The sequence below is a fragment of the Empedobacter tilapiae genome (genome assembly GCF_004785645.1).
Classification (GTDB): Bacteria; Bacteroidota; Bacteroidia; order Flavobacteriales; family Weeksellaceae; genus Empedobacter; species Empedobacter tilapiae.
The window spans coordinates 183,572-197,255 of the sequence record NZ_SRPE01000002.1 but is presented as its reverse complement, the minus strand read 5'-3'; the positions used below and the strand labels follow the sequence as shown (position 1 = coordinate 197,255).

The window sequence follows — 13,684 nt, the reverse complement described above, 5'->3', positions numbered from 1 at the left end:
CTTTTAAATTAAAACATTAAATTTTATCTAAAATTAATCGCTTTTGCAGGTGTAATTTTAGATATCATATACGATGGCAAAAGTAATACAATTGCACAAACTAATAACGCTCCTGCATTCAATAAAACAATTGTACCAAAATCTAAATAGACTGGAGCTGTTGATAAATAATAGTTTTCTGCCGGAAGTTTGATAATTCCGAAATATTTCTGAATCAATAATAATCCAAGTCCAATTGCATTTCCAGCAATTAATCCTGGCAACATAATAAATAATGCGTAATTGATGAATAATTTTCGAATTCGCCAATTTGTTGCACCAAATGCTTTTAAAATTCCGATTGAATGTGTTCGTTCTAAAATTAAAATCAATAAAACCATCACCATATTAATCACCACAACAAAAAGCATGATAAAAAGAATAATGACAATATTTTTATCGAAAATTGAAATCCAATCATTAATCTGAGCAAATGAAGCCGTAGCAGATTCTGCATATAAATTGTATGGAATATTTTCTTGCACACGCTTTGCAACAGGATCAATATTTTCGACATCATTTACAAATAATTCGAAACCGCCAACTGTATTCGAATCCCAGCGATTAAGACGTTGTACATGCTTGATGTCACCAAACATTATTTGATCGTCAAAGTTTTTGATATCTGTTTTGAATAATCCAGAAATGGTAAATCGACGATAAATAGGCTTTGTATCTTCTTGAATAAAATACATCACAAACGAACTATCAACATCCAATTTCATTTCATCCGCAATCTTTTTCGATAATAAAACCTCATCCATTATCGAATCTTTATTGATTCGAGGAAAATGTCCTTTTACCATAAATTTCTCGAAACGAACCGAATCATAATCTGTTCCAACTCCTTTGAACACAACCCCACTAAAATTTTCATCCGTTCGGATAACACCACTTTTATTGGCAATTGCTTGTACATGTTCTATTTCTGGAATCGATTTAAACTTTGGATAAAAAGCTTGATGAAGTGATAATGAATCAGAATTTAATGACGTATTACTATTGTAGTTTCTAATCGTAATATGACCATTAAAATCGGCCAACTTTTCTTTGATCGCCTTTCTTGCTCCAACACCAGTAGAAATTGTCACCAAAGAAACAATCAACCCTAATGCTACCGCAATTTGACCTACTCGAATAATAATACTCGATAAGTTATTTTTAGTATTTTTACCAAGCGCAATTTTTTTTGAAAACCACCAAGAAAAACTCAAATTATATATTTTTTATAAGATTAAAACTAACTTTAGGCTTTAAATTCGCCTAAATTCAAATGATTCAAAACGAAATGAAAAACTTTGTCAAATATACATCAATTGGTTTACTTAGTTCAGTTATTTTTTTCGGCTTTTCTACTCCAATTTTAGCTCAAAATAATACATCAAAAACGATAGAAAATCATTCAACTATTCTTGTTGGAGCAGAAAATACAGCTAACTATCTTTCGAAATTAAAAGGTAAAAAAGTTGGATTAATTTCGAACCAAACAGGAATCGCAACCATTAATGGAACAACGATGCATACAGTTGATTTGTTATTAAAGAATAACATCAATGTGGTTAAACTTTATTCGCCAGAACATGGTTTTCGTGGAGATGCTGATGCTGGTGCAAAAATAAAATCTGGTATTGATGCAAAAACTAACTTGCCAATTATTTCGCTTTATGGTGACAATAAAAAACCAAAAGCAAATCAAATTGCAGATGTAGATATTTTGGTTTTTGATATGCAAGATGTTGGCGCGCGTTTTTACACTTACATTTCTACTTTACATTATGTTTTGGAGGCTGCAGCTGAAAATAGCAAGAAAGTAATTGTATTGGATAGACCAAATCCGAACGGACATTATGTGGATGGACCTGTGATGAAAAACGAGTACAAATCCTTTGTTGGAATGCACAATGTTCCGATTGTTTATGGAATGACGATTGGCGAATATGCGCAAATGATAAACGGTGAAGGTTGGTTAGCAAATGGTGTAAAAGCAGATTTGGAAATTATTCCACTCATCAATTATACACATCAATCCAAGTACAATTTACCTGTAAAACCATCACCAAATTTACCAAATGCTCATGCGATAAATTTGTATCCAAGCACCTGTTTGTTTGAAGGGACAAACGTTAACGAAGGTCGTGGAACAGATATTCAGTTTCAGGTTTATGGCTCGCCATTTCTTAAAAATATGCCTTTTCAATATACGCCAACTTCAAAACCAGGTGCAACAAGCCCTAAATTCAAAGATCAGGTTTGTTATGGAGAAGATTTATCGGATGTACCGTATCAATATGCCATCAATTTGAAATGGTTAATCAATGCGTATAAAAACAATACGAAGCAACCTTTTTGGACGATGAATGGTAAAAAATTGTGGATTGATCAACTTTCTGGAACAGATGAATTACGCAAGCAAATAGAAGCAGGTTTATCGGAAGCAGAAATAAAAGCAACTTGGCAAAAAGATTTGGAGGCTTTCAAGAAAATAAGAGAAAAGTATTTGATTTATAATTAAATTAATGCAAGTTAAAAGAAGCGTTCTACAGAAGCTGTCTACAAATGAATTAAATTCTTACATCAAAGATGATTCTAGATTTGTTCCTGAAGCAATAGAAATGGCTTTCGAAATTAAAAAAAATGAACGAAACATTCAGTTTTCTAAAATTGAAACAACTCGAATTAAAAATTTAATTTCATCTAAAATTATTTATCACGAGAACGAAGAAAAGAAAAATTCTTTCGAACCTAATTTAGTTGAAGATATCGAGGAAAATAATGAGGTTCCGAAACTTCATAGTAAAACTGAAATTATTTTTCATTCAAGCGTATTTTTTTCTTTTATTGGAGCTGTATTATTGTATAAAAATCTAAAAAAAATTAAAGACATGATACTCTTTCATTATGTCATTTTAGTTCTTTTTAGCCTTTCGATGTTAGTTTTTGATTATTATTTATACGAATATATAGTTAATCATCAAGAAGAATTATCACATATTAAGTACAAACGTTTTGGTAATTTGGGGATATTTATAACAATTCGTGGAATAGCAAATTTGATTCTTATTAGCTTAATATGGAATTACTTTTTTGGAAAAGATTTTAAGTATAAAGAATTAAAATAATAAAAAAACGGAAGCCAAATTTAACTTCCGTTTTTATTTTTTAGAATAATTATTTTTCTCCGACAACCGCAGAAATAGATTCACCCAATTCTTTTACTTTATCATATAATTTTGTAGAACCTTTTTCAAACTCTATCGAAATTTTTCCTTCACGTGCCTTTATTTCTAAAGATTCTCCTTCTCGCCAAACATAGTTTTTTCCTTCAGTCATTGGCTTTCCAAAAGCTTTCTCTATTTCATTTATTGCAGCTTTAGATTTTGGTTTATCAAAAATTGCCGAATACGAATAAACTTCGTTACTATCGCTCACACTAACCGAAACATTAGAATGAGTTGTTGATCCTGAAGATTTGGCAACTGCGTGCGATTTTGCTGTTTGTCCGTTGCAAGCTAAAGCTGTTAAAGTTATTGCGATAAATAATGTCTTTTTCATATTTTTATTTTTTTTATAAAATTCTAAAAAAGATTAATTTGTATTGGTTAATGAACGGTTAACGAAGGGTTAATACAAAATTGTTTTCCTTAAATTTCTTTTGTCTGTGTTAAAAAGTTTCTCTCATCGAGAAATAAGACTGAGTCTTATTTGCTCTCAATTGTACAAAAACAAAAAAATGAAATTGCAATTACAAATAAACATAAATATTTCTTTATAATCGTCTATTAAATAATTAGTTAATATTTTAATGCTTTTGTAACTGTTGATCCTAATTCTTTTATTTTTTGATAAATATTTTCTGTATCATTACTTTTTCCAAAATTAATTTTCAATTGATAATCAGATAAAACGATTTCATAACTTCCATTATCATTCCAAACCAAATCTCCTCTATTTACCTTTGGATTTCCAAATTGTGTTTCAATTATTTTTTTAAGAATATCATTTTGTTGTGGACTAAATACTGCCTTGTAAGTATACGATGATGGATTATCATTTAGAACGTAATTTTTAGTTGTAATCAAAGTATTTTTTGGACCAAGAGTAAGAATAATTTCAGTTACATCTTTTTCCAAAGCTAAAAATTGATTATAATACGAATCATCAAGTTTATTTTTCATCAAAAAGAATTCAATTTGATCCTCCTTCAATGTAATATCATAATCTGCAGATTTCCAAACATAATTATTTTCTAATAATGTAGGTTTTCCAAAATATTTATCAACACTTTTCTTAATATTTTCCCGTTTATTCGATGTAAAAACACCTCGATATGAATAAGTATTTGCTTTATCATTAATTACATAAAACTTTTTTGTAATTAATCTATGTTTAAATACTGGTTTATTAGCAATCGTTGATAAATCTTGTCCTAATAATTTTATTTTTTCATAAGATATTTCATTGTCATTACTTTTTCCAAAATTAATTGTAACCGTATTTTCATAAACAACTATTTCATATTCACCGTTATTATTCCAAACTAAATCTCCTCTATTTATCTTTGGGTCATCAAATCGGGATGATATTCTTTGAATAATTTCTTCTTTTTTACTAGAATCAAAAACAGCTTTATATGTATAAGAAACAGGAGAATCATTTACAGTGAACTGTTTATTGATATTTTTTTGAGCTATTGAGTAAAGAGAGATTGATAGAGAAATTAAAAGTAAATATTTTTTCATTTAAGGTTTATTATTAAACGATAAATATCTGAAATTTTCATCAAAAAAACAGCTTATGCTTCATTTAATATTTCAATAGTTAAAAATTCTCCCGTCATTGAATCAAAAGAAAACAAACAATTTAGTCGACTATAATCATTTGCTAAGCGATTGGGGTCATTATTAATAACTCTTTGATAATCATCGTTTTTACGAACTTGAGTTTCATCAACATTTCGATTCAAATTAAATATATTTTGTCCTTCGTAAACCATACAAATTGGATTTGGTGAAAGATAAAACTTAATCGAAGTAATCATTTCATAAACAATTTTCACAGAAATTCCATCCTCTTTATATAAAACAATTTTTCCTTGAGGTATATTTTGTTCAGATGTTTCTGAGTGAAATTCCTTTTGAAATAATTTAAAAATTTCGTCTTCCTTTTTCTTTCCTATCAATAAAAAAAATTGATCTGGGTTTGTTTGAAATGATTCCATAGTTTATTTTTGAAATATTAGTTTATAAAAAAACCTTTCTATTCTTGAAAGGTTTTTAATTTTATATTGAATGTAAATCTTAATTTTCTTTCAGATAAACTCCATCAGCTTCAAAATTATATTGTAACTGAGGTTTTGTTATTTTAGCTATTTCTTCTTTCGATTGTCCTGCATCTTCTGCATAATGACGCAATTTCTCAACAGAAATTTCACTTACAAATGCTTTTCCATGAACTATAACATTTGCTTTTTCACCATCTAAAGGCATGAAAAAACCATAATCTTTAAAACGTACAAATGATTGTTCTTCTCCTTTACCTAAATCAACTTTCATCCAACAACCTTTCTTTTTACAAACAGATTCTATTGTCGAAGTAAATTGTATATTTTCTAGTGAATCGCCATTTTTCATGTTATCATATAACTTTCCAAGTTCGTTTTTCGTCAATGTATTTTTGATATCAAACGATTCTCCATAAACCTGATAAGCTTGTATATTTTCTACCTTAGCTGTTCCTTTATTCAAGGTTTTCACTTGTAAACTAGAAGCCTTTTCTGTTTTAGTTTTATTATCTTTTTTTGTTTGTGCATTTGTAGTTAACACGAAACATGTTAAAGCACAAAAAGTTAATATATATTTTCTCATTAAATTTTATTTATTCCAAATTTAAATAATTATCCATTAACAATTTAATATTTGGATAAGAATTTTCTAATAACTGAGGTATTTCACTTTCTTTTTTCCATTCAACAGATTCTATTCCTTCTTCTGTTTGTGGCAAAGGCAATTCTACTCCATTATAAAAAACCTCGAACCAAAAAGTTTCTTTTATAATATATTCTCTCATAAAATAGATATGAAAAGTTGGCATTAAGAATCGTTTTAATTCTAAATTGGTTAAACTACATTCTTCTTCAATTTCACGAATCGCAGACTCTTCTCGTGATTCTCCTTTCTCCATTTTACCTTTTGGTAAATCCCATTTCCCAAGTCTAAAAATAAATAAATAATCGTTTTGAGGATTACGAACAATTCCTCCTGCTGCTTGTATATGTTTATAATATTTTAAAAATTTTGTCCAAACACCATCAATATCTTCGCTAAATATATTGACTAAAGTTACCGTTTTTGTTGATAGCAAATGAAATGATTCATCAAATTGAGCCTCATTTTGAAACAATATATTTTTTGCTTCTGGATTCGATTGATTGCTGAAAGTTAACAAACTTTCATTAAAAAAAACTTTGTACATTTGAAGGGTTTGTTACAAATTTATAAAAAACTCACAAGGATATGAAGGTAAATACAAATAAAGTCCGTTTTGCAAAAAATCAACAAGAAGCTTATAATTTTCTATTAGATATGAAAAATTATGAGCAATTGATGCCTGAAGATACAAAATCTTTCGAAATTCATGAATCAGGAAAAGGATTTACAGTTGGAGTTGGTGCTTTACCAAAAGTTGGTATGCGTTTAAAAGAAACAGTTGAACCATCGAAAATTGTTTTCGAATCTCCTGCACCTGCTTTTGAATATACATTGACAATTTCTATTGATGCAGTTGATGGTAATTCATCTGATGTAACATTAGATTTTGATGGAAATTTCAATATGATGATCGAAATGATGGCGAAAAAACCATTAACTTCTTTTATCGAAACTATTGCCGAAAATTTAGGAAGAATAGGATAATTCTATTTAAAAAAAATACAAGTTCTAAACTGTTAAAGACACTTTATTTTTTAAAGTAATTTAACAGTTTTTTTATCCTCAATTATTAAAAAAATGACGCATTTTTACGCTAAAATAATACTCTTATTCAGCTTCTTTTTAATCCTGAATGGCAGCCTATTTGGTCAATTTATTCAGGTGGACACATCTTTATCGAAAGAAGAATTAATTGATAAATTTATTGGAACAAACACTGGTTGTATTACTATTTCTAATATTAATTTTTCTGGATACAATATAGGCAATGATGATATTAGCTACGGATATTTTACAAAAGGAACTAGTAATTTTGATCTTTCCGAAGGAATTATTTTATCTACAGGTAAAGCAAAAGATGCTAAAGGACCAAACTCATTTTTACAAGATTACGGAGTTAGTTCTTGGGGAGGAGATCAAGATTTGATCGATATTTTGAGAGCATCTCATCTACCTTATAATGATATTTTAAATGCTACATCTCTTGAATTTGATTTTGTATCAAACCTAACAACAGATCAAATTAGTTTCGAGTATATGTTTCTTTCAGAAGAATATCAATCAAGTAATTGCCAATACTCTGATGCTTTTGCGTTCTTAATCAAAAAAGTAGATAATTCTGAACCTTATCAAAACATTGCATTAGTTCCAAATACAACTATTCCTGTTACTTCATTAACTATAAATGGAGCTGATAGATGTAAAAGTTATGAACAATATTTTGGAAGATTCAACCCTGAAAGTTATTCAACAAATAGTCCTACAAATTTCAATGGACAAACAAAAGTTTTGAAAGCAAATGCACAAATTGTAGCAGGTGTAAAATACCACATCAAATTGGTAATTGCCGATCACGGTGATTATAGAGGTCGTTATGATTCTGCAGTTTTCTTAAAAGCAGGAAGCTTTTTAGGGACTAAGAACTTAGGAGATAATATTATACTTTGTCCTGATCCTGGATCATCAGCTATAATAGATGCTTCAACTCCAGATTCTACTTATAAATGGTACAAAGATGGTAAAGAAATTATTGGTGAAACGAATGAAAAAATAACCGTAACTGAAGCAGGATATTACGAAGTAGAAATTACACAAAATACAGGTTGTTCTCTGAAAGGTCATATTAATGTTTCTGTACAAGAAGAACCGCAAATATATCAAGATAGTTTTTCTATTTGTGATGATGATTTAGATGGAAAATCCCAAATAAATTTAAATGACTATACAGATAGAATTGTAGAAGATTATTATTCGGCACATCAAGTGAAATATTTTGAAACTGAACAAGACGCTAAAAATAATATTTCTGCTGGGATAATAAATTTTGAATTAAATGAAATTCAGTCATCTAAAAATGTTTGGATTCGTGTACAAATTGGAACTTGTGAGCCAGTTATAGAAAAAATTACTTTTACATTAAATAATCTGAGTATTGCAAACGTAATTCCTCCAATAGAAATTTGTGATGAGGATTTAAGCAATGATGAAGAAATTGTTTTATCAGATTATGTTGATGACTTGGTTATAAATCTTGAAGGCTCTCCGACATATTACTTAAATGAAATTGATGCTAAAAATAAAAAAAATAATATCAGTACAACACAAATTATAAATTCAGATCAAACATTTTGGGTAAGATTTAAACAAAATGGATTATGCGAAAACGTTGCTCCATTGCATTTTATTTTCAAACAATCTGGAAAATCATCAACTCTAAAAGATATTACAATTTGCAAAGGAACAACGACTACTTTAGACGCAGGTTCTGGATTTGATACTTACGAATGGTTGCATAATGGGGCTAAAACTCCTTCAATTACAAATATTCCTGTTGGAACTTATTATGTAAAATTAGAATTGAATGGTTGTTTTTATATACAAGAAGTGAAAGTTATTGAAGCCGAAGATCCAATTATTCAATCCATCGAAATTCAAGGTTCTACAGTGACCATAAAAGTCACTGGGTCTACACCTCCATATTTATATTCGTTGGATAATGGCGCTTTTCAATCTTCGAATATTTTTACAAATGTAACTTTAGGAACTCATACAATTTATGTGAAATCGGCAGATAATTGTACGCCTATTTCGAAAGAGTTTTCGCTGATTAAACTAATCAATTTTATTTCTCCAAATGGTGATGGTAAAAATGATGTATTGGATTATTCGCAACTAAAAAGTAAAATCAATCCGAAATTTATCATTTATAATCGAAAAGGAAAATTATTATTTACGGGTTCTAATGCAAATAATTATACGTGGGATGGTAAACTGAATGGAAAAACACTTCCTTCTGATAGTTATTGGTATATTATCGAATGGACAGAACCAAATTCAACTCAAACTCAAAAATTTGAAGATTGGATTCTATTAAAAAGCACTTATTAATGGATAATTGGATAAATTTTCCTAAAAAGGATTTGATGCTCGAAATTTATTTTTCGGAACAAAATATGGAAAACGAAACCTTAATATTTTGGAATCAAATTAAAATTTCTCCTGAAATATGGAAATGTGATGATGTTATTAAGGATAATTTTTGGGTAGTTGCTTTATGTAAAAATTATTTGATTTGGTACAATGATATTGAAGAAGGTTTTAATATTTCAAGATTCAAAATTAAAGGTGAAATAGTAGAGTATAAAGCTTCTAAAAATGAATTAAATTTCGCAATTGAAGCACTTAAAAATAAAATCGAATCGATTTAAAACAAAAAACCAGAAGATTAACTTCTGGTTTTTTGTTTATATAATTTCAAATGATTAGCTCATTGATTTTTCGAAACGTTTACGATCTACTTCTTTTAAGTGAATTTTACGTAAACGGATGAAATTTGGAGTTACCTCGATACATTCATCAGCTTGGATATATTCCATACATTCTTCCAAAGTCATTTCTGTTTTTGGAGCGATAGAAGATGAATCATCTTTACCAGCTGCACGAATATTATTTAGTTTTTTAGCTTCAACAACATTTACTACTAAGTCATTGTTACGAGAATGCTCTCCGATAATCATTCCTTCATAAACTTCTTCACCTGGTTCGATAAAGAATTTACCACGATCTTGTAATTTATCAATAGAGTAAGGAGTTGATGTACCTTGATCTTTCGAAATAATTACACCTGCAGAACGACCAGCGATTGCTCCTTTGAATGGTTTATATTCTAAGAAAGTGTGTGCCATTACAGCTTCACCAGCAGTAGAAGTTAACATTTGAGAACGTAATCCGATTAATCCACGAGATGGGATTTCGAATTCTAAGTGTTGCATTCCTTCTTTCGCTTCCATTACTAATAAATCACCTTTACGTTGAGTTACTAAGTCGATTGCTTTAGAAGAATAATCATCTGGAACATCAATAACTAATGTTTCATATGGTTCACATTTTACACCATCAATATCTTTTAAGATTACTTGCGGCTGTCCAACTGTTAACTCATAACCTTCGCGACGCATCGTTTCTATTAATACAGATAAGTGCATAATACCACGTCCGTAAACTAATTGTGTATTAGAATCTTCTGTTGGCTCTACACGTAAAGCTAAGTTACGCTCTAACTCATCTTCTAAACGCTCTACTAAGTGACGAGAAGTAACAAATTTACCATCTTTACCAAAGAATGGAGAATTGTTAATTCCGAAAGACATATTCATTGTAGGCTCATCGATGTGCATAACTGGTAATGCTTCTGGATTTTCTGGGTCTGCAATTGTATCTCCAATTTGGAAACCATCGATACCAACAACAGCACAAATATCACCAGCTTTTACTTCAGTAGCTTTTACTTTACCTAAACCAGCAAATGTATATAATTCTTTGATTTTATGTTTTTTGAACGTTCCATCAGGTTTTGTTAAAGCAACCCAATCCCCTTCTTTAATAACACCACGAGTTACTTTACCAACTGCTATACGTCCTAAGAATTTAGAATAATCTAAAGATGTAATTTGCATTTGTAAAGAACCTTCGTAAGCTTCTGGAGCAGGAACATGTTCAAGAATACCATCCATTAATGGAGAAATATCGTCTACACGTACATTTTCTGTGTTGAACCATCCTTGTTTAGATGAACCGTAGAATGCAGGGAATTCCAATTGTTCTTCTGTTGCATCTAAATTAAAGAATAATTCGAAAACTTTGTCGTATACCTCATCAGGTCGACAGTTTTCTTTATCAACTTTATTAATTACAACTAATGGTTTTAATCCTAATTCTAATGCTTTACTTAAAACGAAACGCGTTTGAGGCATTGGTCCTTCGAAAGCATCAACTAATAAGATAACCCCATCAGCCATTTTCAATACACGCTCAACTTCTCCACCGAAATCCGCGTGGCCAGGAGTGTCAATCACATTGATTTTTACACCTTTGTAATCTACCGAAGCATTTTTAGAAAAGATCGTAATCCCTCTCTCACGCTCGATATCATTGTTATCCATGATTAATTCACCAGACTCTTGGTTTTCTCTAAAAACGTTTCCGCTGTGAAGAATTTTGTCAACCAATGTAGTTTTACCGTGGTCAACGTGTGCGATAATCGCAATATTTCTAATGTTTTGCATCCTTGAAAATTATGGGTGCAAATTTACGACAAATTTATTTTTTATTACTATACTTTTTATTTTATTTAAATTTAGCAATAATTAATTTAGAAAAATTTAATATTACTGAATACTTTTTAGTAAAACATTGATTTATTTGCTGATTGATTAATGAAAAAATAGTTCCCTATTGATTAAATTGAGCTATTTTAATATTTTTTCTAGTAATTTATATGCTATAGAAACAAAAAAAGTTAAATCTAATTTAGAGAATAGATTTAACTTTTTTGTGACTCGTCTGAAGCTCGAAATTAAGAGTTTCGTACTCTAACAACTAAGCTAACGAGCCAAAATTAATAAACATAACAAACAAAATATCTTGATTTGAATAGCAAATTTCATTCAGGACAAAGGCTTTAGCGAACTAAAAAAATTGTATTCTTCAATTAAACCTATAAAACAAAATGATAATCCTTCTATCTTATTTTCAGATTAAGTTTTAACTCATTTTATCTTGACAGAAATTTTAATTTTTATCGTCCGTATTGTTGGTAATTATCCGTTGCATATTTTTCAAAACGCTTCAACAACGCAATATTCTTTTTCTCGGTTGGCGACAATTTATCTTCAACATTTGCATATAAAGGCACATACCAATTTACATTATCAAAAAATTGTCGTGCGCCACGATTCGCAAAAGTATAACCATGACGCGCATAAATTGTATTTCGAATAATTTCTAAATCTAACTTATGTAAATTTTTTAGTTGTTTTTCTGTCAGCTTTTGTGTCGAACCATTTATCTTATAAATTTCATCCGAAGCTGCACGATTAACATAAATAAAATATTCTTCACCATCCATTTCGTCATACTTTTCTTTTTTTGAATTTACCCAATCTATATTATCGTATTCATCCGCATATTCTTCATCTGCACCATATTTTGGTTGAACTAAAATGTTCTTCGGATTATAAATAAACTCTGTTTTCTTCAAACTAAACTTTCGAGAAAGCACAGGTAAATCTTTGCGCTTAGAAATCCAAGTTCCATAAATTGAATCATCATTTTCAGAAATATTAAACTTGAATGTCCCATCATATTTATGATCTCCAGGTTCATTCGCCATCACATAACGTGAGTTTCCTTCTTTCACTAAATCTCCTTTAAATGGTCTGATATTTCCAGCTGAGACACTGTAACCTTCAACAGTATTATCATTATTAATTTTCTGAATTATGATACTAATTCTATTTCGAATAGACCAATTATCACCTTTTTCATAATCAACAGAATCAGCCACAAAAACCCCAGACCAAAGACCTACATCTTCTTGTGTTGGCTCTATATGAATAGATGAAATTGTGTCGTTAGAATCATTATTTTCTATAGCTTCTTTCTTGCCATCTTTACAGCTAAAAACAACAAATGTTGTACAAATAAGTAATGCTAATTTTTTCATATTTTAGATTGTTTAGTTTTATAAATATAATATTCTACAAGCAGTAAATTGGGAATAAATCCCAACCATGCAATAATTTGATAAACATCCATTGGTGCTGGTTGAAACAAGTAAACCAAAACTACTTTCCAAGCACGTAATGTAAGCGCAGAAATAGCCAAAGCATAACTGCGGAGCATAAAATTTCGGTGCGATTGAATATCTTTCTGCTTAATTTTAACAACTGCAATCACAGTAAAAATCCACCAAAGAATTCCCAAAATGACAAATGCTGTTTTAGCTGTTAATTCTCCATTTGCATAAAAACCAATGTAAATTCCACTTGGCGCAGCCAGTAAAACAGTAATATAAAAATAGAATTTCCCAAAGAGTTGATGTAATTTCTTTATATGTCGATTGGTTATTCTAATGAATTGTACAATTCCAAAAAACAATGTAAATATTGCTGAATAAACGTGAATATAAAAAATTGTTAAATAGCTCGGAATTGTTGTCACCTCATCTTGTTTAATCGCTAAAAATGAGACATCAGACGAAATCGGAATATAACGCAACGTAATTTGAAGCATTAATCCGAAAAAATAAAGCCAAACAAGGAAAAGTAGTATTTTCCACCACGAGGTATTTTTTATTGCAGTTGTAAGTTTCAGATTTGGTTGATTTTGAATCTAAAAATACACTTTTTATCGATGATTTGCAATCACTATTTTTGATA

Annotated in this window: 14 protein-coding genes; 5 read left to right on the top strand and 9 right to left on the bottom strand. The window is 29.6% G+C overall.

From position 1 onward, the window contains the following. Window positions 1–23: 23 nt before the first annotated feature. Window positions 24–1,253 (bottom strand): ABC transporter permease, encoded by a 1,230-nt coding sequence (locus E4J94_RS03000; RefSeq protein ID WP_135834398.1) that lies wholly within the window; start codon window positions 1,251–1,253, stop codon window positions 24–26. 74 nt (window positions 1,254–1,327) lie between these two features. Here E4J94_RS03000 and E4J94_RS02995 point away from each other — a divergent pair, with 74 nt between their 5' ends. After that, window positions 1,328–2,551, top strand: a complete 1,224-nt coding sequence (locus E4J94_RS02995) for an exo-beta-N-acetylmuramidase NamZ family protein (protein WP_246034244.1) — start codon at window positions 1,328–1,330, stop codon at window positions 2,549–2,551. Between the two features lie 4 nt (window positions 2,552–2,555). Beyond that, window positions 2,556–3,158, top strand: a complete 603-nt coding sequence (locus tag E4J94_RS02990) for a hypothetical protein (protein WP_135834396.1) — start codon at window positions 2,556–2,558, stop codon at window positions 3,156–3,158. Window positions 3,159–3,207: 49 nt separating this feature from the next. On the opposite strand, the gene E4J94_RS02985 is transcribed toward E4J94_RS02990, so the two are convergent. The 5 genes from E4J94_RS02985 to E4J94_RS02965 all read right to left on the bottom strand — a co-directional run bounded on the left by E4J94_RS02985 (window position 3,208) and on the right by E4J94_RS02965 (window position 6,510). Next, window positions 3,208–3,591, bottom strand: a complete 384-nt coding sequence (locus E4J94_RS02985) for a hypothetical protein (RefSeq protein ID WP_135834395.1) — start codon at window positions 3,589–3,591, stop codon at window positions 3,208–3,210. 239 nt (window positions 3,592–3,830) lie between these two features. Further along, window positions 3,831–4,778, bottom strand: a complete 948-nt coding sequence (locus tag E4J94_RS02980) for a hypothetical protein (RefSeq protein WP_135834394.1) — start codon at window positions 4,776–4,778, stop codon at window positions 3,831–3,833. Between the two features lie 53 nt (window positions 4,779–4,831). Next, window positions 4,832–5,257, bottom strand: coding sequence for a hypothetical protein (locus E4J94_RS02975; RefSeq protein WP_135834393.1), 426 nt, complete (start codon window positions 5,255–5,257; stop codon window positions 4,832–4,834). 79 nt (window positions 5,258–5,336) lie between these two features. Beyond that, the gene (locus E4J94_RS17800; protein ID WP_246034243.1) at window positions 5,337–5,903 is read right to left on the bottom strand and encodes a DUF4920 domain-containing protein; all 567 of its coding nucleotides are present in this window, start codon (window positions 5,901–5,903) and stop codon (window positions 5,337–5,339) included. Window positions 5,904–5,913: 10 nt separating this feature from the next. Then, window positions 5,914–6,510, bottom strand: coding sequence for an NUDIX hydrolase (locus E4J94_RS02965; RefSeq protein ID WP_135834392.1), 597 nt, complete (start codon window positions 6,508–6,510; stop codon window positions 5,914–5,916). A 41-nt stretch (window positions 6,511–6,551) separates the two neighbouring features. On the opposite strand from E4J94_RS02965, the gene E4J94_RS02960 reads away from it, so the two are divergent. The 3 genes from E4J94_RS02960 (at window position 6,552) to E4J94_RS02950 (ending at window position 9,673) form a co-directional block, all read left to right on the top strand. Beyond that, window positions 6,552–6,950, top strand: a complete 399-nt coding sequence (locus E4J94_RS02960) for an SRPBCC family protein (protein WP_135834391.1) — start codon at window positions 6,552–6,554, stop codon at window positions 6,948–6,950. Window positions 6,951–7,043: 93 nt separating this feature from the next. Further along, window positions 7,044–9,353 carry a choice-of-anchor L domain-containing protein gene (locus E4J94_RS02955; RefSeq protein ID WP_135834390.1) on the top strand — a complete coding sequence of 770 codons (2,310 nt, stop codon included), beginning with the start codon at window positions 7,044–7,046 and terminating at the stop codon, window positions 9,351–9,353. After that, window positions 9,353–9,673, top strand: coding sequence for a hypothetical protein (locus E4J94_RS02950; RefSeq protein ID WP_135834389.1), 321 nt, complete (start codon window positions 9,353–9,355; stop codon window positions 9,671–9,673). The genes E4J94_RS02955 and E4J94_RS02950 overlap by 1 nt, the downstream gene beginning before the upstream one ends. 54 nt (window positions 9,674–9,727) lie before the next feature. Here the strand turns inward: E4J94_RS02950 and typA are convergent, their stop codons facing one another. From typA to E4J94_RS02935, 3 genes are all read right to left on the bottom strand, one after another. Then, window positions 9,728–11,530 carry a translational GTPase TypA gene (gene typA, locus E4J94_RS02945; RefSeq protein WP_135834388.1) on the bottom strand — a complete coding sequence of 601 codons (1,803 nt, stop codon included), beginning with the start codon at window positions 11,528–11,530 and terminating at the stop codon, window positions 9,728–9,730. A 512-nt stretch (window positions 11,531–12,042) separates the two neighbouring features. After that, window positions 12,043–12,969: a YARHG domain-containing protein gene (locus E4J94_RS02940; RefSeq protein WP_135834387.1), complete on the bottom strand. Its 927-nt coding sequence runs from the start codon at window positions 12,967–12,969 to the stop codon at window positions 12,043–12,045. After that, on the bottom strand, window positions 12,966–13,538 hold the full coding sequence (locus E4J94_RS02935) for a DUF2306 domain-containing protein (protein ID WP_135834386.1): 573 nt from the start codon (window positions 13,536–13,538) through the stop codon (window positions 12,966–12,968). Before E4J94_RS02935 ends, E4J94_RS02940 begins: the two co-directional genes overlap by 4 nt. Between the last annotated feature and the right edge of the window lie 146 nt (window positions 13,539–13,684).